The 21,008-nt window shown below is 65.6% G+C and carries 21 protein-coding genes; 10 read left to right on the forward strand and 11 right to left on the reverse strand.

Features of this window, described 5'->3' with window-relative positions; genetic code table 11:
• Window positions 1–41 precede the first annotated feature (41 nt).
• Window positions 42–1,334, forward strand: a complete 1,293-nt coding sequence (locus K2O51_RS10510; RefSeq protein ID WP_011300761.1) for a DUF3422 family protein — start codon at window positions 42–44, stop codon at window positions 1,332–1,334.
• Window positions 1,335–1,338: 4 nt separating this feature from the next.
• Here the strand turns inward: K2O51_RS10510 and K2O51_RS10515 are convergent, their stop codons facing one another.
• On the reverse strand, window positions 1,339–2,304 hold the full coding sequence (locus tag K2O51_RS10515; protein ID WP_011300760.1) for a Bug family tripartite tricarboxylate transporter substrate binding protein: 966 nt from the start codon (window positions 2,302–2,304) through the stop codon (window positions 1,339–1,341).
• Between the two features lie 47 nt (window positions 2,305–2,351).
• Window positions 2,352–3,500, reverse strand: a complete 1,149-nt coding sequence (locus K2O51_RS10520) for an L-talarate/galactarate dehydratase (RefSeq protein ID WP_220630185.1) — start codon at window positions 3,498–3,500, stop codon at window positions 2,352–2,354.
• A gap of 263 nt (window positions 3,501–3,763) precedes the next feature.
• Between K2O51_RS10520 and K2O51_RS10525 the strand changes: the two genes are divergently transcribed.
• Window positions 3,764–4,759 (forward strand): LacI family DNA-binding transcriptional regulator, encoded by a 996-nt coding sequence (locus tag K2O51_RS10525; protein WP_220630186.1) that lies wholly within the window; start codon window positions 3,764–3,766, stop codon window positions 4,757–4,759.
• An 8-nt stretch (window positions 4,760–4,767) separates the two neighbouring features.
• Here K2O51_RS10525 and K2O51_RS10530 read toward each other — a convergent pair whose 3' ends face one another.
• Together K2O51_RS10530 and K2O51_RS10535 are read right to left on the reverse strand one after the other, a co-directional pair.
• Window positions 4,768–5,751, reverse strand: a complete 984-nt coding sequence (locus K2O51_RS10530) for a Bug family tripartite tricarboxylate transporter substrate binding protein (protein WP_220630187.1) — start codon at window positions 5,749–5,751, stop codon at window positions 4,768–4,770.
• Between the two features lie 81 nt (window positions 5,752–5,832).
• Complete coding sequence (locus K2O51_RS10535) at window positions 5,833–6,825, reverse strand: 2-hydroxyacid dehydrogenase (protein ID WP_425332968.1); 993 nt, start codon at window positions 6,823–6,825, stop codon at window positions 5,833–5,835.
• A 52-nt stretch (window positions 6,826–6,877) separates the two neighbouring features.
• On the opposite strand from K2O51_RS10535, the gene K2O51_RS10540 reads away from it, so the two are divergent.
• The 3 genes from K2O51_RS10540 (at window position 6,878) to K2O51_RS10550 (ending at window position 8,905) form a co-directional block, all read left to right on the forward strand.
• Window positions 6,878–7,807 (forward strand): LysR substrate-binding domain-containing protein, encoded by a 930-nt coding sequence (locus K2O51_RS10540; RefSeq protein ID WP_011300755.1) that lies wholly within the window; start codon window positions 6,878–6,880, stop codon window positions 7,805–7,807.
• 154 nt (window positions 7,808–7,961) lie between these two features.
• Window positions 7,962–8,243: a hypothetical protein gene (locus tag K2O51_RS10545; RefSeq protein WP_140953594.1), complete on the forward strand. Its 282-nt coding sequence runs from the start codon at window positions 7,962–7,964 to the stop codon at window positions 8,241–8,243.
• A 182-nt stretch (window positions 8,244–8,425) separates the two neighbouring features.
• Complete coding sequence (locus tag K2O51_RS10550; protein ID WP_011300753.1) at window positions 8,426–8,905, forward strand: VOC family protein; 480 nt, start codon at window positions 8,426–8,428, stop codon at window positions 8,903–8,905.
• Between the two features lie 60 nt (window positions 8,906–8,965).
• Here the strand turns inward: K2O51_RS10550 and K2O51_RS10555 are convergent, their stop codons facing one another.
• Window positions 8,966–10,372, reverse strand: a complete 1,407-nt coding sequence (locus tag K2O51_RS10555; protein WP_235679736.1) for a coniferyl aldehyde dehydrogenase — start codon at window positions 10,370–10,372, stop codon at window positions 8,966–8,968.
• Between the two features lie 253 nt (window positions 10,373–10,625).
• Here K2O51_RS10555 and K2O51_RS10560 point away from each other — a divergent pair, with 253 nt between their 5' ends.
• The gene (locus K2O51_RS10560; protein WP_220630189.1) at window positions 10,626–11,306 is read left to right on the forward strand and encodes a TetR/AcrR family transcriptional regulator; all 681 of its coding nucleotides are present in this window, start codon (window positions 10,626–10,628) and stop codon (window positions 11,304–11,306) included.
• Between the two features lie 209 nt (window positions 11,307–11,515).
• Here K2O51_RS10560 and K2O51_RS10565 read toward each other — a convergent pair whose 3' ends face one another.
• A complete protein-coding gene (locus K2O51_RS10565) occupies window positions 11,516–11,986 on the reverse strand; it encodes a hypothetical protein (RefSeq protein WP_166487089.1) in 471 nt (156 codons plus the stop codon).
• An 89-nt stretch (window positions 11,987–12,075) separates the two neighbouring features.
• Between K2O51_RS10565 and K2O51_RS10570 the strand changes: the two genes are divergently transcribed.
• Together K2O51_RS10570 and K2O51_RS10575 are read left to right on the forward strand one after the other, a co-directional pair.
• On the forward strand, window positions 12,076–12,900 hold the full coding sequence (locus K2O51_RS10570) for a DUF2092 domain-containing protein (RefSeq protein ID WP_011300749.1): 825 nt from the start codon (window positions 12,076–12,078) through the stop codon (window positions 12,898–12,900).
• 10 nt (window positions 12,901–12,910) lie between these two features.
• Complete coding sequence (locus tag K2O51_RS10575; protein WP_220630190.1) at window positions 12,911–13,471, forward strand: hypothetical protein; 561 nt, start codon at window positions 12,911–12,913, stop codon at window positions 13,469–13,471.
• Between the two features lie 77 nt (window positions 13,472–13,548).
• On the opposite strand, the gene K2O51_RS10580 is transcribed toward K2O51_RS10575, so the two are convergent.
• From K2O51_RS10580 to K2O51_RS10590, 3 genes are all read right to left on the reverse strand, one after another.
• On the reverse strand, window positions 13,549–15,303 hold the full coding sequence (locus K2O51_RS10580; RefSeq protein ID WP_220630191.1) for a mechanosensitive ion channel family protein: 1,755 nt from the start codon (window positions 15,301–15,303) through the stop codon (window positions 13,549–13,551).
• 103 nt (window positions 15,304–15,406) lie between these two features.
• Complete coding sequence (locus K2O51_RS10585) at window positions 15,407–16,372, reverse strand: helix-turn-helix domain-containing GNAT family N-acetyltransferase (protein WP_140953559.1); 966 nt, start codon at window positions 16,370–16,372, stop codon at window positions 15,407–15,409.
• 73 nt (window positions 16,373–16,445) lie between these two features.
• Window positions 16,446–17,111, reverse strand: a complete 666-nt coding sequence (locus K2O51_RS10590; protein ID WP_220630688.1) for a GntR family transcriptional regulator — start codon at window positions 17,109–17,111, stop codon at window positions 16,446–16,448.
• A 166-nt stretch (window positions 17,112–17,277) separates the two neighbouring features.
• Between K2O51_RS10590 and K2O51_RS10595 the strand changes: the two genes are divergently transcribed.
• Both K2O51_RS10595 and K2O51_RS10600 read left to right on the forward strand, forming a co-directional pair.
• A complete protein-coding gene (locus K2O51_RS10595) occupies window positions 17,278–18,471 on the forward strand; it encodes an acyl-CoA dehydrogenase family protein (protein WP_220630192.1) in 1,194 nt (397 codons plus the stop codon).
• 23 nt (window positions 18,472–18,494) lie between these two features.
• A complete protein-coding gene (locus K2O51_RS10600; RefSeq protein WP_011300743.1) occupies window positions 18,495–19,352 on the forward strand; it encodes an IclR family transcriptional regulator in 858 nt (285 codons plus the stop codon).
• Here K2O51_RS10600 and K2O51_RS10605 read toward each other — a convergent pair.
• Both K2O51_RS10605 and K2O51_RS10610 read right to left on the reverse strand, forming a co-directional pair.
• Window positions 19,262–19,612 carry an AtuA-related protein gene (locus K2O51_RS10605; RefSeq protein WP_140953345.1) on the reverse strand — a complete coding sequence of 117 codons (351 nt, stop codon included), beginning with the start codon at window positions 19,610–19,612 and terminating at the stop codon, window positions 19,262–19,264. The genes K2O51_RS10600 and K2O51_RS10605 overlap by 91 nt on opposite strands.
• A 37-nt stretch (window positions 19,613–19,649) precedes the next feature.
• The gene (locus K2O51_RS10610) at window positions 19,650–21,005 is read right to left on the reverse strand and encodes an acyclic terpene utilization AtuA family protein (RefSeq protein ID WP_011300741.1); all 1,356 of its coding nucleotides are present in this window, start codon (window positions 21,003–21,005) and stop codon (window positions 19,650–19,652) included.
• Between the last annotated feature and the right edge of the window lie 3 nt (window positions 21,006–21,008).

Genomic DNA, 21,008 nt, shown 5'->3' on the forward strand with positions numbered 1-21,008 from the left:
CCGGCGTTCCCTGCGCGAAACCTTCCGAGAGAGCTTCAAATATGGACCACGCCCTGCGCGCGAGCCTTGCCAACGAGTTGCACGCCAGACCCTTCCTGCGTTTGTCAGGCTCCGTCGCCCTGGCGCACCTGGCAATCTACGCGGGAGACGACGCCTCGGTGCATGAACAGCTCCTGCGCGCATTGTGTGATCTCACCGGCATGCCGTCTCCTGAGCCGGGCAGCACCCACTATGCCGCGCAATGGAACGGCGAGCGCCAGCTCAAGTGGGAGCGCCACACGGAATTCTCCACCTATACGTTCGTCGCCAGCCGGCGCGATACCGAGTATTTCTCCGGCCTGGCGACCGATCACGTGCCCCAGGAATGGTTCGCGCAGATTGCCGGCATGCGCTTCGTGGCAATACGCATGGAGCTGGTTTCCGGCGAGCACGCCGTACAGGCGCGCAAGGACTACGGCCGCTGGATCGACGGCCCGATCAAGGTCGGCAGCCGCGTGCTCGGCAATGGCGAAGTCTATTGCGACTGGACCATCAAGCCTGATGGCTTTTCGCGCTTCCTGGTGATCGACGAAGGCTTCCGCGAAGCGCAAGGTGGCCGCCTTCTGCAGCGGCTGTACGAGATCGAGACCTATCGCATGATGGCCTTGCTCGCGCTGCCCGCCGCGCGCGAGCTCGGTCGTTCGCTCGATGGCCTGCAGCGCTCGCTGTCCGGGCTGATGAACCGGATGGACTCGGCGCCGAACGACAATGTGGACGCCGCCCTGCTGCAGGATCTCACACACCTGGCCGTGCGCGGCGAGGCGCTGGCCGAGTCCAGCCACCGCTTCAGCGCCAGCCGCGCCTACGAGCGCCTGGTCATGGCCCGCATCCAGGAACTGCGCGAGGAGCGCATCGAAGGCATCCCGACCATTGCCGAGTTCATGGAACGCCGGTTCACGCCGGCCATGGAGACATGCCGCGCCAACTGGAACCGGCTCGAGCAATTCACGGCGCGCGTGGCGCGGGCGGTCGACCTGTTGCGTACGCGGGTGAGCCTGGCGCAAGAGGGCAACACGATGCGGCTGCTCGCCGGCATGGACCGCACCGCGCGCACGCAGCTTCATCTGCAGCACGCGGTGGAGGGTCTGTCGGTCGCGGCAATCTCTTACTATGTGCTGTCGCTCACGGCGGTAGGGCTGCGCTCCATGCATGCCTTCCACCTGCCGCTGGATCCGGAACTGGTCGAAGGCCTGCTGATCGCGCCCGTAGTGTTGCTGGTATTTCTGGTGATCCGGCGCACCAAGCGATCCAACGGGCACGGGCAGGCGCACCAAGGCGCGACGCGCGCAGGCTGAGCGCTCAGTCCGCCGTGATCTTGCCCACTTCGATCACCTTCTTCCAGCGCGCGAACTCCGACGCCTGAAACGCGGCGAACTGCTCCGGCGTATTGGCGACGATCTCGAAGCCAAGGTCGAGCAGCTTCGCCTTGGTGGCCGGCTCATTGAGCGCGGCCACGGTGGCGCTGTGCAGCTTCGCCTTGATCTCTGGCGGAAGTCCCTTGGGCGCGGCCACTGCCTGCCATGAGTAGACGGTTACGCCCTTGACGCCGGCCTCATCCATGGTGGGCACATCGGGCAGGATGGGCGAGCGCGCAGTGCTCGTGATGGCCAGCGCGCGAAGCTTGCCCGCCTTAATATGCGGGACCGCCGTGTTGATGTTCATGAACGTGGCATCGACCTGTCCGCCGATCAGGTCATTCATCGCCGGCGCGCCGCCTTTGTAAGGCACGTGGATGCCTGTCGTGCCTGTTTGCTGCCAGAACAGTTCGGCGGTGAGGTGGTCGCTGGTGCCATTGCCGGCGGAGGCGAAGGTCATCTTGTGCGGGTTGGCCTTCTCGTAGGCGATCACATCCTGAAGCGTCTTGAATCGTGAACCCGCTGGCACGGCGAGGACATTCGGCGCCTGCACCCCGACGCTGATGTAATCGAAATCCTTGAGCGGGTCATAGCCGGCGTTCTTCGTGAGATGCGGGCCGATGACGAACGGCCCCAGCGACGAGACGAACACCGTGTAGCCATCGGCGGGCGCGCGCTTGACCATGGCGGCACCGATCATGCCGGCCGCGCCGGGCCGGTTGTCGACCACGAAGCTGCCGCCGAACTGGGTCTGGTACTTCGCGCTGAGGATACGCGCGACATTGTCCGTCGAGCCGCCCGCCGGGAAGGGCACCAGTACGGTGACCGGCTTCTCCGGCCACGCCGCGTGGGCCGCCATGGCAACGGTCATGGCAGTCGTCGTGAGTACGGACGCAATCAGCTTTTTCATCTTTTGTCTCCTTTCACCGTTCTGTGTATGCGGGATTCCGACGCCTGTCAGGCTTGTTGGCCGAATTCGGCCTGTTCGCGCGTCCACGCGCGGGCCTGCTCGCTGATGGTGAGTCCCAGGCCCGGCCGGGTCGGCACCACGATGCGGCCGCCGCGTATCTCCAGCCGTTCGTTGAACAGCGGTTCTAGCCAGTCGAAGTGCTCGACCCAGGGCTCGCGTGGATAGGCTGCGGCAAGGTGCACGTGCAACTCCATGGCGAAGTGCGGCGCGATCATCAGGCCCGCATGCTCGGCCAGCGCGCAGACCTTGAGAAAGGGCGTAATGCCGCCAACGCGCGGCGCGTCCGGCATCAGGTAGTCCGCGGCGCGGTGCCGGATCAGGTCCCAGTGTTCGGCCGCGCTGGTCAGCATTTCGCCGGTCGCGATCGGCGTGTCGAACTGCGTGGCGAGCGCGGCGTGCCCCTCGTGGTCGTAGGCGTCCAGCGGCTCCTCGATCCAGACCAGGTTGAAGGATTCGAACGTGCGGCACATGCGTTGCGCCGTCGGCCGATCCCATTGCTGGTTGGCGTCGACCATCAGCGGCACGGCATCGCCAAGCTGTTCGCGCACGGCGGCCACGCGCTGGATGTCCAGCGCACCATCAGGCTGGCCGACCTTCAGCTTGATCCCGCCGATCCCGCGCTCCACCGAGGCCGCTGCGTTGACCAGCAACTGGTCCAGCGGCGTGTGCAGGAAACCGCCCGAGGTGTTGTAGCAGCGCACGGCGTCGCGATGGGGCCCCAGCAGCTTGGCCAGCGACAAGCCTGCCCGCTTGGCTTTCAGGTCCCAGAGTGCCACATCGAACGCGCCCATTGCCTGTGTCGACAATCCGCTGCGTCCGACCGACGCGCCGGCCCAGCAGAGCTTGTCCCACAGCCGGGCGATGTCGCTCGGGTCCTCACCGAGCAGGGCCGGTGCGATTTCGCTGGCATGCGCGAACTGGCCCGGTCCTCCGGCGCGCTTGGCATAGCTGAAACCGATACCTTCGTGGCCGCCGTGGGTCCGGATCTCGGCAAACAGGATCGCGACCTCGGTCATTGGCTTTTGGCGACCGGTCAGGACCTTGGCATCGCTGATCGGTGTGGCCAATGGCAAGTAGCACGAGGAAAGCCGGATCGTGGCGATGGTGTCGGTGGAAGGAGCGGCAGGGGTGGTCATGGGCGTGGGGCAGGGAAATTTTGATCGGGCAGACATTGAGGTACGGAATTGCCCCTGGGCGTTAATGGTAACGTTATCATTTTTGGGTGTGCGTGACTGATATAATCCAAGCGTCATCTCCGCCGGGGTTCAACATCCTGGTTCCGCTCGGCTGCGACAGGTCGCTGACGAAGGAATGATGGAAATGCTAACGTTGTCATTCTCGATCGTCAATCGCCTTCAGGCGAGCAACCGGTAGCGAATTACCCTGACTCAGGATCCGCATGTCGAATACCACTGGGCCGAAATCCGTGACGCTGCACGACGTGGCACGTGAGGCTGGCGTCTCACTGATTACCGCCTCGCGTGCGCTTAGCAATCCCGGCATGGTGTCGGAGAAAACCATTGCGCGGGTCCGGCAGGCCGTCGAGGCGACCGGCTATATCCCGAACCTGCTTGCCGGCGGGCTCAAGTCGAAGCGCAGCCTGATGGTCGCCGCGCTCGTCCCGAACATTGCGGTGGCCCAGTTCTTGCCGACAGTCAAGGCACTCACCGATGCGCTCGACGCGGCAGGCTATCAGGTGATGCTTGGCCAGACAGGCTACGACCACGCGCGCGAAGACGCGTTGCTCGGCACGATGATCAGCCGGCGTCCGGACGGCATCGTCGTCACCGGCCTGATCCATTCGCAGGTGTCGCGGGAGCGCTTGCGGCGGGCGGGTATTCCTGTCGTGGAGACCTGGGATCTCAGCGACCGGCCCGTCGATATGGTGGTCGGCTTTTCACACCTTAAGGTGGGTAGCGCCGTCGCGGGTTATTTCCTCGGCAAAGGATGGCGCCGCCTCGGCATTGCAACCGGCGACGATCATCGCGCGTCGGTGCGGCGCGAGGGCTTTGTCTCGACGGTCGGCCACGACGTACCGACTGTGGTCGTGCCCGCGCCGAGCAGTCTGGCGCTGGGGCGCCGGGCCCTTGCCGATCTCCTCGAGAAAGATCCGCGGATCGAAGCCGTCTATTGCAGCTCCGACCAGCTCGCGCAGGGCGTCATGGTCGAGGCGCTCGCACGCGGACTGCGCATTCCCGGCGACCTGGCGATCTGTGGCTTCGGCGATGCCGATTTTGCCGCGCACCTGAATCCGTCGCTGACGACGGTACATGTGGATGGCGCGGCCATTGGGGCGATGGCCGCGCGCTTGCTGCTGGAGCGCTGCCGTGGCGAGTCGGTTCCAGAACCGGTCGTCGATGTCGGATTCCGCATCGTCGAACGCGGTTCGACCTGACCTGGCCTTCACTCCAGCTTGATCCCCAGTTCCCGAATCAGCTTCGCATAGCGCGTCGTATCCCGCGCGATCAACGCGGCAAACGCCTCCGGCGTGCTGCCGGATGGCACGGCACCTTGCTCGAGCAGCATCTGTTTGACCTTCGGATCGGCCAGCGCTGCGCGCACGTCCTGCGAGATCTTGCCGACGAGCGCCGGTGGCGTGCCCGCTGGCGCCAGCAGGCCGATCCAGGAGACCGCTTCATAGCCTGCCAGCCCAGTCTCGGCCACGGTCGGCACGTTGGGCATTGCCGCAGCGCGCTTGTCGCCGGTCACCGCTACCGCTTTGAGCTTGCCGCCCTTGATCATGCCCATGGTTTCGTACAGCGTCGCAAACGTGTAGTTCACGTGCCCGGCCATTACGTCGGCCACGGCCGGGCCGCCGCCCTTGTACGACACGTGCAGCATGTCGATGCCTGCCTGGCGCGCGAACATGGCACCGGCGAGATGCATCGAGCTGCCGCTGCCCGAGCTGCTGTACGTGATCTTGCCTGGCTCACGCTTGCCCGCTGCGATCGCCTGCGGCACCGTGGCCGCCGGGTTTCCGGGAGCGGTCACCATGATCTGCGGCAGCTCGGCCACCAGCGATACCGGCGCGAAGCTCTTCACCGCGTCATACGGCTGCGACTTGTACAGCGAAGGGTTGATCGAATGCGTGCCGATGTTGCCCATGAGCAGCGTATAGCCGTCCGGCTTTGCACGCGCCACGTAGTCGCTGCCGATCTGCCCGGCGGCGCCCGGCTTGTTTTCAATGACGACAGCCTTGCCCCACAGTTCGGTCAGGCGCTGCGCCAGCAAGCGAGCGCCGGTGTCGGTGCCGCCGCCGGGCGGGAAGGGCACGACGATGGTGACCGGCCGCTCGGGGTAGCCGCCGGCGTGCGCCGGTTGCTGGGCGATGGCGACGAGTGCGGCTGCAGCCAGCAGCGCCAGCACGGGAAATGCGCGATGTTGCATGGTGTCTCCTGAATTTTGTCCGGGCGCTCTATGACGGCGCCCTGATCCATGAAGGGGGATGCGATGACCGGTTGATGCGTGCTACGCCATCACCGTCGCAGGCGGGCGTTCGCCGGCAAGGCAGGCGCGCAGGTTGGCGAGCACGATCTCGCCCATCGCATCGCGGGTCTCCCACGTGGCGCTGGCACGGTGCGGCTGGATCACGACGTTGTCCATGGCGAGCAGGGCGGGTGGTACGGCCGGCTCGTCGGCGAACACGTCTAGCCCGGCGCCCGCGATGCGGCCCGCTTCGAGCGCACGCACCACCTCGGGCTCGTCCACGAGCCGGCCGCGCGCCACGTTGATCAGCACGCCGTCGGGTCCCAGCGCATTGAGCACGGCGGCGTCGACCACCGGCTTCGCGCCGTCGGCCGATGCGGCCAGTACCAGCGCGTCGCAATGGGAGGCAAGGGCGGCAATGTCCGGCAGGAAGGTGTAGGGCACATCGGGAATCGCACGCAGGTCGGTGTAAGAAACCGGGCAGCCAAACGCCGCGGCACGAACCGCAATCGCAAGGCCCACGCGGCCCAGTCCGACGATGCCCACGCGCTTGCCGCTGAAACGGTGCGCGAGCGGCAACGGCGCCTTGCCCCACTGTCCGGCGCGCACGTAGCGCTCTGCTTCGGTCAACCGGCGGTACACCGCGATCAGCAGCCCGATGGCCTGATCGGCGACATCGGCTGTCAGCACATCGGGCGTAGTGGTGACGTGGATGCCACGCCCGCGTGCGTAGGGCAGGTCGACCGCATCGGTGCCGACGCCGGACACCGCGACGATCTTGAGTGCCGGCAACCGTCGCATCACGGATTCCTTCAGGCCGAGCGAGCCGCCCGTGACGACGCCCTCGATGCGCGGCCCGACTTCGTCGATCAGCGCGTCGGGCGATGCGGCGGCATACAGGCGGTGGATCTCGTAGGCTGCCTTGAGGCCGGCTTCGAGACTGGGAACTACGGGCTGGGTGAGCAGGATGGCGGGTTTCACTGGCACGCGTCTTGGAGCGGTTGTCGATGGGCCGAGTATAGGAACGCCATCCATGCATGTCTAAGCTATAGTTTGCATCGATCAATCCAACTATTGGCATGATGCAATGATTCCGGATCTGAACCAATTGCGCTGCTTTATCGCCGTGGGCGAGGAGCTGCACTTTGGCCGTGCCGCCACGCGGCTTTTCATGACGCAATCGCCGCTGAGCCGGCAGATCCGCATGCTGGAGGAATCGCTCGGCGTACGGCTGTTCGACCGCAACAGCCGCGTGGTACGCCTGACCGCGGCCGGCAGCGCCTTGCTCGACGACGCGCGGCGCCTGCTGGCACTGGCCGGTCACGCGGTGGACGTGGCGCGGCGGATCGACAAGGGCGTCAGCGGCAAGGTACGCGTCGGCTTCACCGCCGTGGCCGGCTACGAACTGGTGCCCAACCTGATCGCCCGGGCCATGCAGGAGTTGCCGGAGATCGAGGTGACCCTGCATGAGATGGTGACCGTCGCGCAGATTGAGGCCTTGCAGGCAGGGACCATCGACCTGGGCTTCCTGCGGCCGCTGCCGGACGTGGATCCGGAGCTGCAATGGCGGCCCGCGGTCAGTGAGCCGCTGCTGCTTGCCATGCATGCGACACATGCGCTGGCGGCGCGGGAGCGCATCGCCGCCGAAGATCTGGCGGGCCAGACATTCATCCAGTACTCCGCCACCGAAGGCAAATATTTCCATGATCTGATCGGCTCGGTGCTCGCCGGCGCTGGCCGGCCGCCACGTGTGGTGCAGCAGATGAGCCAGACGCATAGCGTGCTCGCGCTGGTGCGCGCTGGACTGGGGCTGGCGCTGGTGCCGGCATCGGCGCGGCATCTGCATTTCCCGGGCGTCGTGTTGCGGCCGATCTGGCGCGACGATGTGCGAGCGGAACTGCGGTTGGTGTGGCGCGATGCGAACCGCAACCCGGCGTGCCGGGTGTTTGCGGATTTTGCGGCGATGCATCTTGCAAGCGCGAAGGAGCTCAGCCAGACGTTGACAGCCTCGGACTGAGGTGCCTCGCGGTGTCTACCATTCTTCAATCGATGCGGTGGTTCTTACACGCCGCATCGACGGGTGTGCGGTTTGTGTGACGTGACATGCTGGAACGAAAGTTGCGCGCCGATATTCATGGCCTCGATCCGTGGCCAATGCTTTCGGAGGCGTCATGAAACAGAGCAGACACGACACATCAGGGAACCCCGAACTCGACAAGCGGCAGGGGCTCGACGATCGGGAGTTGCGCGAGAACGCTGAAGCGAATCAACGCTCGCGCGAGCGCGCGGCGGCGGATTGGGAAAATGCCGCTTCGCACCGCAAGGGTCCGGCCGACAAGCCGCGCGACGAGCGCGCCGGAACGGGCGAATTTCCGCCGGGCGTCGGAAAGCGCGATCTGCATGACCCGGGCAGCCGCGATCCCGATGCGCCGCCCATCGTCAATCGCTCATGAGCCACGTTGCGGACCATGCACTCTCAAGGGCTGCGCCCGAAGCGAGAACGTGAGACATTAGGCATCCGCAAACGGCCTCCATGTCATTCACGCGGGAATAAGCGACTCGTCGCTTGCCGCCGTTGACCAGAAGATGCCGAGGCCGGTGTTCAATCCCTGCAGACCCTTCAGGAGACACCAGGATGATTAGCAAGAACACGATCTGCCTGTGGTACGACGGCGGCGCGCTCGACGCCGCGAATTTTTACGCTGCAACGTTTCCGGACAGCTCGGTTGGCGCCGTCCACCGCGCGCCGGGTGACTACCCCGACGGTCAGGAAGGCGATGTCCTGACGGTCGAGTTCACCGTCATGGGCATTCCCTGCCTCGGGCTCAATGGCGGGCCGCATTTCAAGCACAACGAGTCCTTCTCGTTCCAGGTCGCGACCGACGATCAGGCGGAAACCGACCGCTTGTGGGACGCGATCGTCGGCAATGGCGGCCAGGAAAGCGAATGCGGATGGTGCAAGGACCGCTGGGGTTTGTCGTGGCAGATCACGCCGCGCGCGCTGACAGCCGCGTACACCGATCCGGACCGCGCGGCGGCCAAGCGCGCCTTCGACGCGATGATGACCATGAAGAAGATCGACATCGCGAAGATTGAAGCGGCGCGGCGTGGCTGAGGCCCGCTTTTGATGGAGTGACACGGAATTGCCCGGACCCGCGTCAATCTGGCTGCGCTATCAGTCGGTGCTGCGGTGCGCCGGTTGTGTGCCAGCCGGAGTGCCGCGCTGCGATTCGCCTTGCGCTGGCGCGCCCAGGAACAGGCGCATGGCCAGGCGCTGCACCCACGAGCCGTAGGGCGGGTGGAACAGCTCGATCGGGAACCAGCGGCGCTCGGCGAATACGGACTTCGCGTGCGACAGCTCGCGGAAGCCTTCCGCACCGTGGTAGTTGCCCATGCCGGATGTGCCGCTACCGCCAAACGGCAGGTCATGGTTCACCACGTGCCAGCCCCAGTCGTTCAGCGTGACGCCGCCGGCGTGCGTGCGTTCGAGCAGCGGACCGGTTTCCGCCTTGTCATGGCCGAAGTAATAGAGCGCCAGCGGACGGGTGCCGCTCTGCACGTGCGCGATGGCTTCGTCGAAGCTGCGATAGGTGAAGACCGGCAGGATGGGTCCGAAGATTTCCTCTTGCGCGAGGCGCATCTGCGGCGTGACGCCGAGCACGACGTGCAGCGGCAGGCGCCGTCCGCCCGACGGCATGGCCGCCGAGAACACGCGCGCGCCAAGCGCGCGCGCGTCGTCGAGCAGTGCACGTTGCCGCGCAAGCGCCCCATCGTGGATGACAGCCGTGTAGTCGTCGCTGCCTTGCGGGTGCATCTGGCTGGCGGCATCCAGTACCGCTTGCGCGAAGGGCTCGGCATCTTCTGCCGGCACCAGCGCGTAGTCGGGGGCGACGCAGATCTGCCCGCCATTCACGGTCTTGCCATGGGCAATGCGGGTGGCGGCGGTCCGCAGGTTCGCGCTGCGCGACACGATGGCCGGTGACTTGCCGCCCAGTTCCAGCGTCACCGGCGTGAGGTTGGCCGCGGCGGCCCGCATGACATGGCGGCCGATTTCCGGGGAGCCTGTAAAGACGATGTGGTCGAACGGCAGGCTCGTGAATGCGCGTGCGATTTCGGCATCGCCTTCGACGATCGCGACCCTGTCTTCGTCAAACACTTCACGCAGCAGCGCGCGCAGTGCCGCCGACGTATGCGGCGCGTACTCCGAGGTCTTCACCATGCAGCGGTTGCCCGCGGCCAGTGCCGTGGCCAGGGGGCCGAGCGCCAGGTAGACCGGGAAGTTCCATGGCACGACGATGCCGACCACGCCCTTGGGCTGGTACATGACCCGCGCGCTGTTGCCAAAGAACAGCAGTTCGGTGTGCCGGCGCGACGGCTTCATCCACCGGCGCAGCCCGCGCAGCAGGTGGTTGATGTGCATCACGGACGGCAGGACGTCGACCATCAGGGTCTCGGCCTCGGCGCGCGCGCTGAAGTCGCGCTGGGCCGCCGCGGCGAGCCGGTGGGCATGACCGCGGATGGCGGTGCGCAGGCACCGCAACGTGTCTCGCCGTTCGCCGAGCGACGGAAACGGCGATGCCATGAACGCTGCACGTTGCTTACCAAGCCATCGCTGCAGATCCTTTTCCTGTGCTGTATTCGGCACCATATTAACCCTAAATTTATTCTGAACGGTCAGTACAATTTAGAGTTTGGTAAAGAGATGGTAGGCTGTCAAGGACAGGGCGCTGGCCTTAGGGCAAATCCCGAGAAGCGGAAAGGCGCCTTTTCCACACATCGCACGCACTGTGCCAACCGTGCCCCAACAGTGCCCCAACAGTGTCCAACAAGCAGCCATGAACTCCGCACAAGAGGGTGCCGCCGGCCCCGATCTCGCCCTGGACGCCGCCGCCCCGGAAGCGCGCACTGAAGCGCCGCCGGCACGTACCGGCGCGACAACTAAGTACCGCCGTGGTCTGGAAACCCGCCAGCGGGTTATCGAACTGACCAAGAGCCTGATCGCGGAACACGGATATGGCGAAGTGACGCTGGACCGGATTTCCGCGCACGCGGGCGTGGCCAAGAGCAGTCTGCTGTGGCATTTCGGCAGCAAGGAGATGCTGCTGGCCGAGGCGGCGGTCAGCCTGTTTCAGGAAATCGAGATTTCGCTCGGGTTGGGCGATCTGCAGGACATGCCCGTGTCGCAGCGCGTCGACGATCTCTTCGCGCGTGTGGCCGACTATTTCACGCGCCACCCGGAAACCAAGGGCATCGTGCTGTCGTTGCTGTTCTCCAGCAATACGCCGCAGACCGTGCGTGAGCATATTCGCGAAAGCTGGGCTGGCCATGTGCGTGTGATGATGGAGGCGCTCGGAACCGCTGACCGCCCGCTGTCGGCGGACATGGGCCGTGTGCTGCTGGCGCTGTTCCACGGCTGCTATTGCCACTGGTACGCCAACGGCGGACAGGAAGACATCGGTCTTTATCTCGGCCCCGCCAAGGAAATGTTCCGGCAATGGCTTATCGGCGCCGCGTAAGGTGCGGGACTGCCGATGTGTCCGACGACCCGGACATTGACATGAAAATCCGGCTTATCTAAATTTTCCGTTACGGGGTTCCAGTTCTTGCCCCGGAACGGATGCCCGAAACGATACTTTTCTCTCGGGCTTTTTTCGTTTGGCTGTTGTGGCCGTTGCCTTGATGCCCTGAATGCCCGGAGTGCACCATGTCAAAGGTTACGTTGCGATCAAGCCGGTCCATACCCAGTGGCTGGAGCGATCTCCAGCGCTCGATCGACGCTTCCCGGCGTCGCGTGCGCGAGCAGATACAGCGAATCCGTACGATCCGCGCCGAAGGCGGGGACACCCGGCTTGCCTGCCGCGTTCTCCAGTATCTGCTGGATGCGGTGGCGCAGATGCGGTGGAATCGCGACCTCCTCGTCGCCGCATACAGGATGTGCCCTGGCCGCCCGCGGCCGCCCGGAAAGGATCCGGACGGCAACGATGGTCGCGTCGCGCGCCGATCCGGTCGACGCGGCCGTGTACGCGCGAAGAATGCCAACACCGCAGGCAAACACGCCGCGGCGCGCGATGGTACAGGAGCGTAGTAAATATCCGCGACGGTCATGTTGAAATTTTCTTTTCGAGATACCCGGCGCGCAGGCATTGCGGCAGGATAGGCTGCGGGTCTGTCGCCACTTCTCCACTTTTGCGCCCAAGCCATCGCGAACGCACGTGGCGTATGCATCGGTGACGCGATAGCCCTGAACGTGGCTACCAACGGCAGTACTCTCTGACGGAGTTCACCATGGCACGCAAACTGGTTCTGAGCCTGCTCGCCGTCGCATTGACGGCGTGCAGCGGTACGCCTCTGACGCCGTCGAGTCCCCCGGCGAGTCAGCCTGGCGCGTCATCCACCAGCGCAAGCACTCCGCCGCCGGCGAGCACGGCGCAAGCGGACGCGAAGGCGGTGGACCCCGCGGCCATCAAGGCGCTACAGGATATGGGCGCGTACCTGCAGACCCTGAAGCAGTTCCAGGTCACCATCAACCTGACCGGCGAGCGCGTCCTGCAGGATGGACAGAAGCTCCAGCACACGGCGACGGCCGACCTGGACATCGTGCGACCGAACAGGCTGCGCGCGGAAATGCGCAGCGCGCGCTCGCAGCGCGACCTGATCTACGACGGCAAGACCGTCACGCTCTACCAGCCCGAACAGAAGTACTACTCGCAGGCCCCGTTCAACGACAACCTGGGCGCCCTGACCGAGCGGCTGAGGGAGCGGTTCGGCATTGAAGTGCCGTCAGCCGACCTGTTCCTGTGGGGCACGCCGGCGGCGCCCGTCGACAACATCCAGTCGGCGATGAACGCCGGGCAGGACATCATCGTGGGCGAGCTGTGCGACCACTACGCGTTCCGGCAGGGAGATTTCGACTGGCAGATCTGGATCTCGGCCAATGGGCGCCCGCTGCCGCGCAAGCTGGTCGTCACGAGCCGTGCCGACGAGGCACGTCCACAGTCGATCACCTACTACAAGTGGAACCTGAATCCGAAGTTCGGCAATACGACCTTCGCCTTCAAGCCGCCGGCTGGCGCCAAGTCCGCCGAGTTCGTTCCCATGAAGTCGCGCTAAGGAGCCCGCCATGAAATACGCAGATCGCAAGCTGTTCACGGTGTGCATGGCCGCGCTCGCGCTGGCGGCATCCGGCTTGGCGCCCACGGCGCAGGCACGTGTCGGTGGCGGTGGTGGGGGAGGCGGTGGCGGGCATATGGCGGGCGCGCGCGGTGGTGGTGGTGGTGGTGGTGGTGGTGGCGCCATGGCCAGCGGCGGTGGCGGTGGCCGGCAGGTCAATAACCAGCGCACTGACGCGCGCGCCAACAATGTGCGCAGCACCAGCGTCAACAACGTGAACAACGTCAATGCCAACCGGAACGTCAATGTCAATTCCAACCGCAACGTCAACGTGAACGTCGACAATCACGGCGGCTGCTGCGGCTGGGACAACGACTACCACCCGGTGGCGACGGCTGCTGCGGTCACGGCCACGGTGGCGGTGACGTCAGCGGTGATCGGCTCCATGGTCCGTACGGTGCCGCCGGGCTGCGTGCCGGTCAACTATGGCGGCATGGTGTACCAGCAGTGCGGCACCACGTGGTACCAGCCGCAGGGGTCGCAATACATCGTGGTGAACGCGCCGTACTGACGCCGGCCTGCGCATGACGGCGACTGCCTGCATCACGCGGTGGTCGCCGTCATGCTGTTTCTGAACGACGAGGCAAGTCAGGACACTTTCCTGTCAGGCGCCGCCGGTGCCTGATGCCAGTTCGCCGGCGGCACCACCACCGGCTCTTTCGGCTGGAGCACGAAGTGCGGCGACATGATCTGCACGCCGTGGCGGTTGAATTCGTCCTGGATGGCCTGGTGCAACGTGGATAGCGTAGGGAAACGCTGGCGCGGGTCCGTAATGCCGAAGAACAGCTCGTACTCGACATAGAAGTCCGACAGCCCACGCTGCAGCACGAACGGCGCCGGTTCATCGCGCAGGCCCGGCACGTTCGCCACGGCGCCGAGCAGCATCGCATGGACCTGCCGCCACGGCGTGTCGTAGCCGATCGTCACGGCTGTCGATAGCAGTGCGCCCGTGTCGCCATGCAGTGCGGCCGAGGCGCGGCCCCGGCGCGAGAAGTTGTGGACCGCGCTGCCGACCACCACCGCGTTGGGGAGCGTCACTTCCTCCTGCCGTACGTTTTCGATCTTGACCGACAGCGCGTCGAGCCCTGTCACCGTGCCGATCGTCCCGCCGATGTCGACCATATCGCCGGGCCGCAGTGCGCGTGAATACACAAGCACCATGCCGCTCATGATCTGGTTGACGATATTGGCCGAGCCAAGCGTCACCATGAAGCCGAACAGCACCGACAGGCCCTTGAACACGTCGCTCTGCGAACCCGGAATATACGGGTACGCGAAGGTCAGCCCGAGTGCCCATACGCCCACGGCGGCCAGCCGGCGCGTGGCGCCGACGGTTTCGGGATGGAGGCCCGGCACGTCGAGCTGGCCGCGCTGTACGGCGAGGAAGATGGTCGACACGAGCCGCTGCAGCGCGCGCGTGATCAACAGGATCACGATCACGGTGACGATGCCCGGAATCGCCTCCAGCATCGATTCGCCGATGCGTGTCAGCAGCGTGAACAGGAAGGTGCCCATGCGCTGGCCAAGCGGCTCAGTCAGCGGGAACTGTTCGAGCGCAAATTCCAGCCACAAGAAGATCAACAGCGCGGTCAGGCCGACGCCGACGATCTGCACGACGAGGCTGGCGAGCTGGAACAGTGCACCGGTCCAGTCGAAGCCGCTGCGCTTTACGCGATCGCCGACGCGGCGTTCCAGCGCCTTCAGCAGCAGCGCGCTGAGCCGGCGGCGTGCGCGGGCAACGCCCCAGACGAGCCCCACAAGTAAAAGCAGGCCCAGCGACGACAGCAGTGTGCCGCGGATGATGGTCGGCCAGCGCAACTGCTCGCGCCGCGCGGCGACGGCATTCTCGAGCGCATGGCTGGCCGCGTCGGCTACGGCCTCCACGGTCTGTCCCGGCTGCTCGGGATCGAGGTCGTCCTGGACGATGGCGAACATCACGCGGTCGCCGAGCCGAATCGCCACACCGGACTCCTCGCCGAGCCGCCCCGACACGCGCGTCAGCGGCTCGGCCAGTTCGGCGCGATTCAGGTTGTCGAATCGCTCCCTGGCGCGGGCCGCGCGCACGGCCGGCACCGCTCCCGCCACGGTCGCGCGGAACGTGGCGACGGGCCGGTTCATCAGGATCAGATCTGCAGGCTCGGAAACGGGGGCAGGTACCGGCTTGTCGGCCGCGTGGGCGGCGAGCGGCACGATGAGTGCCAGTATCAGCAACACCAGCAACACCAGCAACACCAGCAGCATCTGCAGCGCCAGGAGCTTGCGCCAGTCAATTGGGAGAAACCTCAGCCGGGAAGGCCTGATGGCGGCCGGGCGAAACAGCGAATGGGCGTGAGAGGCGATCATCCGGAGGCTCTGTAAGGCGGCTAGTGCTTCGCATGATCGGGTGTTTTGGGCAGGAATGCCAGTCGATGTGCGGATCGCAACGCGGCACCGCACAAGCTTGGCCTCAGACCCGGTTGAAGCGTTGCTCCGTCACCGTGGTCCCCCATTGGCTGCCCTCGAACTCTTCGCTCAGCCGGAAGCCATGCGACTCGTACAAATGGCGTGCCGCCTCAAGTCCCTTGAACGTCCAGAGATGCGTTTCGCGGAACCCCTGCGTCTCGACGAATCGCATGGCGCGGGCCATGAGTTCGCGTCCGATACCCGAACCGTGCAGCGATTCGTCGACGATGAACCAGCGCAAATGCGCGATGCCGGTGGTCTTGTCGCCGTCGATGGCGAGAGACGCCAGCGAGCGGCCATTCTCGACATAGAGCCAAAGCGCCTTGCCGTCGACTGGCAGCGACCCGGCAAATGCAGCAAGTTCCGTGGCGACCCGCTTCTCGAAAAAGGCACCGAAGCCCCAATGCGCCGCATAGAAACGCCCGTGCAGGCTGGCGATATCGCCAATGCAGCCGGGTTGGTAGCCCTCGATAATCTGCACCGCTTCCGGCGTGGCTGGCGGCGCATTGCCGGCGTTGTCCTGCGCCAACGCATTGGCATAGAGCGCGAGCGAGCGAAGCAGGGCTTGCTGGTCGGCGGGCGCCATGTGCCGAAGCGCGTTCGATACCTGGCTGGTCGCGAACTGGTCGATCCTTGCCCTGAGCGATTTCCCTTCCGCGCTCAAATACAGCTCGGACGAACGCGCGTCATCGCTGGACACCCGGCGCTCCACAAAACCAGCGGCTTCCAGCCGTGCGATTTGCCGGCTGGTATTCGACTTGTCGAGCCGCAGGATGGTGGCCAGATCTTTTGCCGTGATGCCGGGCTTCATGCCGATTTCCAGCACCGCGTGCACCGCGGAAGGCGCCAGATCGCTATTGGCCAGGGTGGAGCGCATGAACCCCAGTTCGCGGACGAGTTTGCGGGAAACATCGCGCAGCGACAGGATGGTGGCGTCACGGGTGACGGCAGGAACGTCGACGAAGTCCATGATCTCTCAGAAAGTTGCGAGTCGCAACCAATATTAGTTGCGACTCGCAACCTGGTCAAGGTGAGAGCGTCGGTCAGGCGGGTTGTCTGTCCAGGATGGCGCCGCGCACATTCTTCACATGCGCCGCACCGGCAGCCTCGGCCGCGTCGGGCTCGCCAGCGAGTACCGCCGTAGCGATGCGACGGTAATCGTCGAGCCGCATCTGCTGCAACGAAGCCAGCCGATGCTGCGCGTGGACGATCGGCATATGGATGGTCGGGAACAGCCGGCGCAGTTCGCGGTTGTCGCCCATTTCCAGCAGCGTGCGATAGAAATGGCGCCTGGCGTTAGAAAACGTCTCGCCGTCCTGGGCCTTCTCTGCTGCGACGAGCGCCTGGACCGACGCGCGCAAGGCCTGAACCTGCGGCTGGTTGCCGCTGCCGCGCGTGGCGGCGCGCGCGAGCAGGCCAGTCATGCGTTCCGCGACATCGAGTACATCGAGGGTTTCCTGCAGGCTCAGCCGCCGGATGACCGCGCCGCGATGGCGGTGCAGGTCGACGATGCCCTCGGCGGCCAGCCGCTGCAGCGCCTCGCGCACCGAGTTGCGGCCGACACCGAAGTGCGCGACCAGGTCTGTTTCCACGAGCCGCTGGCCGGGCACGAAGGTGCCAAGTTCCAGCCCGCTCATGATCCCGAAGAACACGGTGTCGGATGCGCTGCCGTCCGCCGGGCTGGCGTCGGTGGGCGTATCGATAGGCATGGCGGAGGCGGTGGAGGTCGGTCTTGGCACGGCGGCGATTCTAATCGATAGGCAGGTCCCGTCGGACCGGAGCCGTTGACATGGGATGAAATCATCCTACAATCGGATCCCATCTGCAAACGGTCCGCAAGTGGACAACCCCACCCAAATCGAGGGAATGGCACCCATGTTTACTCCTTGTCCCACTGAAAGAAGCCAGGAAATTGCGGACCGCGTCGAGCGCTTCGTGCGCGACGTGGTGGCGCCGTATGAAAGCGACCTGCGCTGCACCGCACATGGTCCGACCGCCGAGCTTGTGCATGAACTGCGCACCAAGGCACGTGCTGCGGGCGTCATGACGCCGCACATCCTGGCCGATGGTTCACACCTGACCCAGCACGAGACAGCCGCTGTGCTCAAGCGTTCGGGCCTGTCGCCGCTCGGCCCCGTGGCCGTCAATACGATGGCGCCCGACGAAGGCAATATGTTCCTGCTCGGCAAGGTCGGCACGCCCGCGCAGAAGGAGCGCTTCCTGGCGCCGCTCGTCCGTGGCGATGTACGTTCGGCGTTCTTCATGACCGAGCCCGCGGAAGAGGGCGGCGCCGGGTCGGATCCGTCGATGCTGAGCACCACCGCCGTCCGCGATGGCAATAACTGGGTGCTCAACGGCCGCAAGAAATTCATCACCGGTGCCGAAGGCGCCAGCGTGGGCATCATCATGGCGCGCACCGGCGACGGCGAACGCGCGCAGGCGACGATGTTCCTCGTCGACCTGCCGCATCCGGCAATCCGCACCGAGCGCGTGCTCGACACCATCGACAGTTCGATGCCCGGCGGTCATGCGCAGGTCCTGATCGATGGCCTGCGCGTGCCTGCCGACCAGGTGCTGGGCGAGGTCAACGAAGGCTTCCGCTACGCGCAGGTGCGCTTGTCGCCGGCACGGCTGTCGCATTGCATGCGCTGGTTCGGCACCGTCACGCGCGCGGACGAGATCGCGCGCGCCTACGCCACCACGCGCAAGGCATTCGGCAAGCTGCTGATCGACCATGAGGGCGTCGGCTTCATGCTGGCGGAAAACCTGATCGACCTGCAGCAGGCGGCGTTGATGATCGACTGGTGCGCTGGCGTGCTCGACACGGGTTCGGCGGGCACCACCGAGAGCTCGATGGCCAAGGTGGCGGTCTCGGAAGCGCTGTTCCGTGTCACAGACCGTTGCGTGCAGATCCTGGGCGGCAATGGCGTGTCGCGCGACACCATCGTCGACCAGGCCTTCCGCGAGCTGCGCGCCTTCCGCATCTATGACGGCCCGACCGAAGTCCACAAGTGGTCGCTCGCGAAGAAAATCAAGCGCGACACGCTCGGCACGCGTCAACATGGCTGATTGCGTTTGCTGAGCCCCGCATCATGGCGACACGCCCGTCCCCTGTGCAGCGCGCGCTGGCAGTATTGCGCGCGCTATCCGATCCTGAAGTGCGCCGCATGAGCGATGTGGCGCGCGCCACGGGTCTTGACCCCGCCACGACGTCGCGCATGCTCGACATGCTGGTGCAGGAAGGCTTCGCCACGCGCGACGACAAGCGTTGCTATGGCATTGGCCCCGAGGTGTTCCAGCTTGCCGATGTGGGGCAGCGGCGCGTCGACCTGCGCGAGCTGGCCCATCCGGCGTTGCAGCGGTTGCAGGAGACGTTTGAAGACACCGCGGTGCTCACCGAGGCCAGCCGCGGCGAGGCCGTGTGCTCGGACGTCGTCACCGGGTCGTTTCCTGTGCATGCGAACTATGTGACAGTCGGCACACGGCGACCGCTAGGCGTCGGCGCGGGCAGTCTCGCCGTGCTCGCGTGGCTGCCACCGGCGGAACGCACGCGCCGTCTGCAGCAGACGGCCCGCAAGCTGGCGAACTATCCGCGGCTGCATGCGCCGTCGATTGCCGCCGAGGCGGACGCGGCACGCGCGCGCGGCTATGTGCTGTTCCTGGACTGGGTGGTCGAAGGCATGGGCGGCATTGCCGTGCCGATTCTCGACTATGACGGTCGGCCCATCGGCGCGCTCAGCGTGGCGGCGCTGAGCGATCGCATTCGCAGCCGCGAGGCAAGCCTTGCGCGTCACCTCCTCCAGGAAGCGCGCCGCATCACCGGCGCGTGGACGCGCGTCGTGGTGCCGGCGGGCGGCCCTCAGTGTGCCGGGCCACGCAGCAGCGGCGAGAGCCCGTCGGGAATCTCCACTTCAAAGCGCAGCACGGCGCTGGCGAGCGCTTTGCCGTAGTTATCGATGGCGAGGCTTCGCGAGACGCCGCCGCCCAGTGCACCGTCGGCGACGAAATTGAGAACCTGCAAGCCATCAACGTCATAGCGCGTGACGGCTCCCGTAATCAGCGTGCCGTAGTGCGCCTTGAACGCATCTGCGGTGAGCTGCTGCTTGATATGCGGATAAAACTCCGGCGCATAGGCGATGACGGCTGTGTTTGAAGTATTGCCCTTGTCGCCGGAACGGCTGTGGGCAAGGCGGCGCAGCGGTACGCGCATGATGTGGTCTCCCCGTGAGGTAAGCGGTTGCGGATGGTCAGACGAACTGGACCTGCGACCGGATCAGCGCGCGCGGCACCAGCGCCGACCACACGCCGATGATCTCGCGCGTACGGTCCTGGTGCGGCACGCGCTTTCCGGTGGAGGCTAGTCCGCATACGGCCATGCTGTCGATCTCGCGGCCGACCTTGGCGGCTTCTTCCCGTGTGCGCGTGCGGGCCGCAACGCGCACTGCAATCTCGTTGGGCTCGCACGCGGGCTCGGGCGATGCCGCGCCGTGAACCGCATTGACGCCCAGGAAATCGATGCGCAACTCGTCGGCCCGCAACGCGGCCATGGCGAAGCGCTCCTCGAGAATGCGCTTCGCGAGCTTCGCTTTCTCCAGGCAACCCGGGCCGGCATAGAAGAACATATCTTCGCCGATATGGCCTTCCGTGCAGCCCAGCGACACCTTGAGCGTATCGGTGCGTGGCAGCCCGCTTACGCCGCTGATGCGCACGCGGTCTGGTGCGACCTGTTCCAGTACGGCGGTCGAAAAATCGACAATCACGTCGGGCGTGATGTAGCGGCGCGGATCGTGGACTTCATAGAACATCTGTTCCTTGACGGTCTGCAGGTCAATGCGCCCGCCGCTGCCCGCGACTTTCGAGATGACCGCGCTGCCATCGGCCTCGACCTCGGCAATCGGGAATGCGAGATTCCACGGCTCCGGCACGTCCTTGTAGCCGGGGTCGCCAAAGTAGCCGCCAGTCACCTGCGCGCCGCATTCGAGCAGATGGCCAATGGCACTGCCGCGCGCGAGCCGTGCAACGTCGTCCGCTTGCCAGCCGAAGTGATGGATCATCGGGGCCAGAAAGAGCGACGGGTCGGCGACACGCCCCGTGACCACGATCTGCGCCCCGGCGCGCAACGCTTCGACGATCGGGCCGACACCCTCGTACGGTTCCGCGCTGATCAGCGTTTCGCGCAGCGTCGATACGTGCTCGCCGCTTTCCAGCAACGTCAGGTCGAGTTCGCAGATGCTGCTCGTCAGGTCGGTCGTGGTGACGGCCGCGATCTTCACGTCGGGCAGGCCGAGTTCCTTGCATAGTTCGGCCACGCGCCGGGCCGCGCCCAGGGGATGGATCCAGCCCTGGTTGCTGATGATGCGCGTGCCGTGCGCAATGCAATGGGGCAGCACGGCTCGCATGCGGTCGTCGAGATACGTGTCGTAGCCGCCGAATGCGGGGTCGCGCCGCTTGCGTACCTGTGCGGCCGAAACGGTCGCTTCGGCCATGGTCTCGAAGCACAGGTAGTCGAGCTTGCCGAGACGTGCGGAGCGTTCGGCCGGTTCTACGCGGTCCCCCCACCAGCCCGATCCGGAGCCGATGCGCAACGTAGTGTTCTGGGTCATGAC

This window comes from Cupriavidus pinatubonensis (genome assembly GCF_019602855.1).
In the GTDB taxonomy this organism is placed as follows: Bacteria; Pseudomonadota; Gammaproteobacteria; order Burkholderiales; family Burkholderiaceae; genus Cupriavidus; species Cupriavidus pinatubonensis.

Bases quoted from the DNA above. Each gene is read 5' to 3' on its own strand.
- K2O51_RS10510 (WP_011300761.1), top strand. From the start codon at position 42: ATGGACCACGCCCTGCGCGCGAGCCTTGCCAACGAGTTGCACGCCAGA.
- K2O51_RS10515 (WP_011300760.1), bottom strand. From the start codon at position 2,304: ATGAAAAAGCTGATTGCGTCCGTACTCACGACGACTGCCATGACCGTT.
- K2O51_RS10520 (WP_220630185.1), bottom strand. From the start codon at position 3,500: ATGACCACCCCTGCCGCTCCTTCCACCGACACCATCGCCACGATCCGG.
- K2O51_RS10525 (WP_220630186.1), top strand. From the start codon at position 3,764: ATGTCGAATACCACTGGGCCGAAATCCGTGACGCTGCACGACGTGGCA.
- K2O51_RS10530 (WP_220630187.1), bottom strand. From the start codon at position 5,751: ATGCAACATCGCGCATTTCCCGTGCTGGCGCTGCTGGCTGCAGCCGCA.
- K2O51_RS10535 (WP_425332968.1), bottom strand. From the start codon at position 6,825: ATGGATGGCGTTCCTATACTCGGCCCATCGACAACCGCTCCAAGACGC.
- K2O51_RS10540 (WP_011300755.1), top strand. From the start codon at position 6,878: ATGATTCCGGATCTGAACCAATTGCGCTGCTTTATCGCCGTGGGCGAG.
- K2O51_RS10545 (WP_140953594.1), top strand. From the start codon at position 7,962: ATGAAACAGAGCAGACACGACACATCAGGGAACCCCGAACTCGACAAG.
- K2O51_RS10550 (WP_011300753.1), top strand. From the start codon at position 8,426: ATGATTAGCAAGAACACGATCTGCCTGTGGTACGACGGCGGCGCGCTC.
- K2O51_RS10555 (WP_235679736.1), bottom strand. From the start codon at position 10,372: ATGGCATCGCCGTTTCCGTCGCTCGGCGAACGGCGAGACACGTTGCGG.
- K2O51_RS10560 (WP_220630189.1), top strand. From the start codon at position 10,626: ATGAACTCCGCACAAGAGGGTGCCGCCGGCCCCGATCTCGCCCTGGAC.
- K2O51_RS10570 (WP_011300749.1), top strand. From the start codon at position 12,076: ATGGCACGCAAACTGGTTCTGAGCCTGCTCGCCGTCGCATTGACGGCG.
- K2O51_RS10575 (WP_220630190.1), top strand. From the start codon at position 12,911: ATGAAATACGCAGATCGCAAGCTGTTCACGGTGTGCATGGCCGCGCTC.
- K2O51_RS10580 (WP_220630191.1), bottom strand. From the start codon at position 15,303: ATGATCGCCTCTCACGCCCATTCGCTGTTTCGCCCGGCCGCCATCAGG.
- K2O51_RS10585 (WP_140953559.1), bottom strand. From the start codon at position 16,372: ATGGACTTCGTCGACGTTCCTGCCGTCACCCGTGACGCCACCATCCTG.
- K2O51_RS10590 (WP_220630688.1), bottom strand. From the start codon at position 17,111: ATGCCTATCGATACGCCCACCGACGCCAGCCCGGCGGACGGCAGCGCA.
- K2O51_RS10595 (WP_220630192.1), top strand. From the start codon at position 17,278: ATGTTTACTCCTTGTCCCACTGAAAGAAGCCAGGAAATTGCGGACCGC.
- K2O51_RS10600 (WP_011300743.1), top strand. From the start codon at position 18,495: ATGGCGACACGCCCGTCCCCTGTGCAGCGCGCGCTGGCAGTATTGCGC.
- K2O51_RS10605 (WP_140953345.1), bottom strand. From the start codon at position 19,612: ATGCGCGTACCGCTGCGCCGCCTTGCCCACAGCCGTTCCGGCGACAAG.
- K2O51_RS10610 (WP_011300741.1), bottom strand. From the start codon at position 21,005: ATGACCCAGAACACTACGTTGCGCATCGGCTCCGGATCGGGCTGGTGG.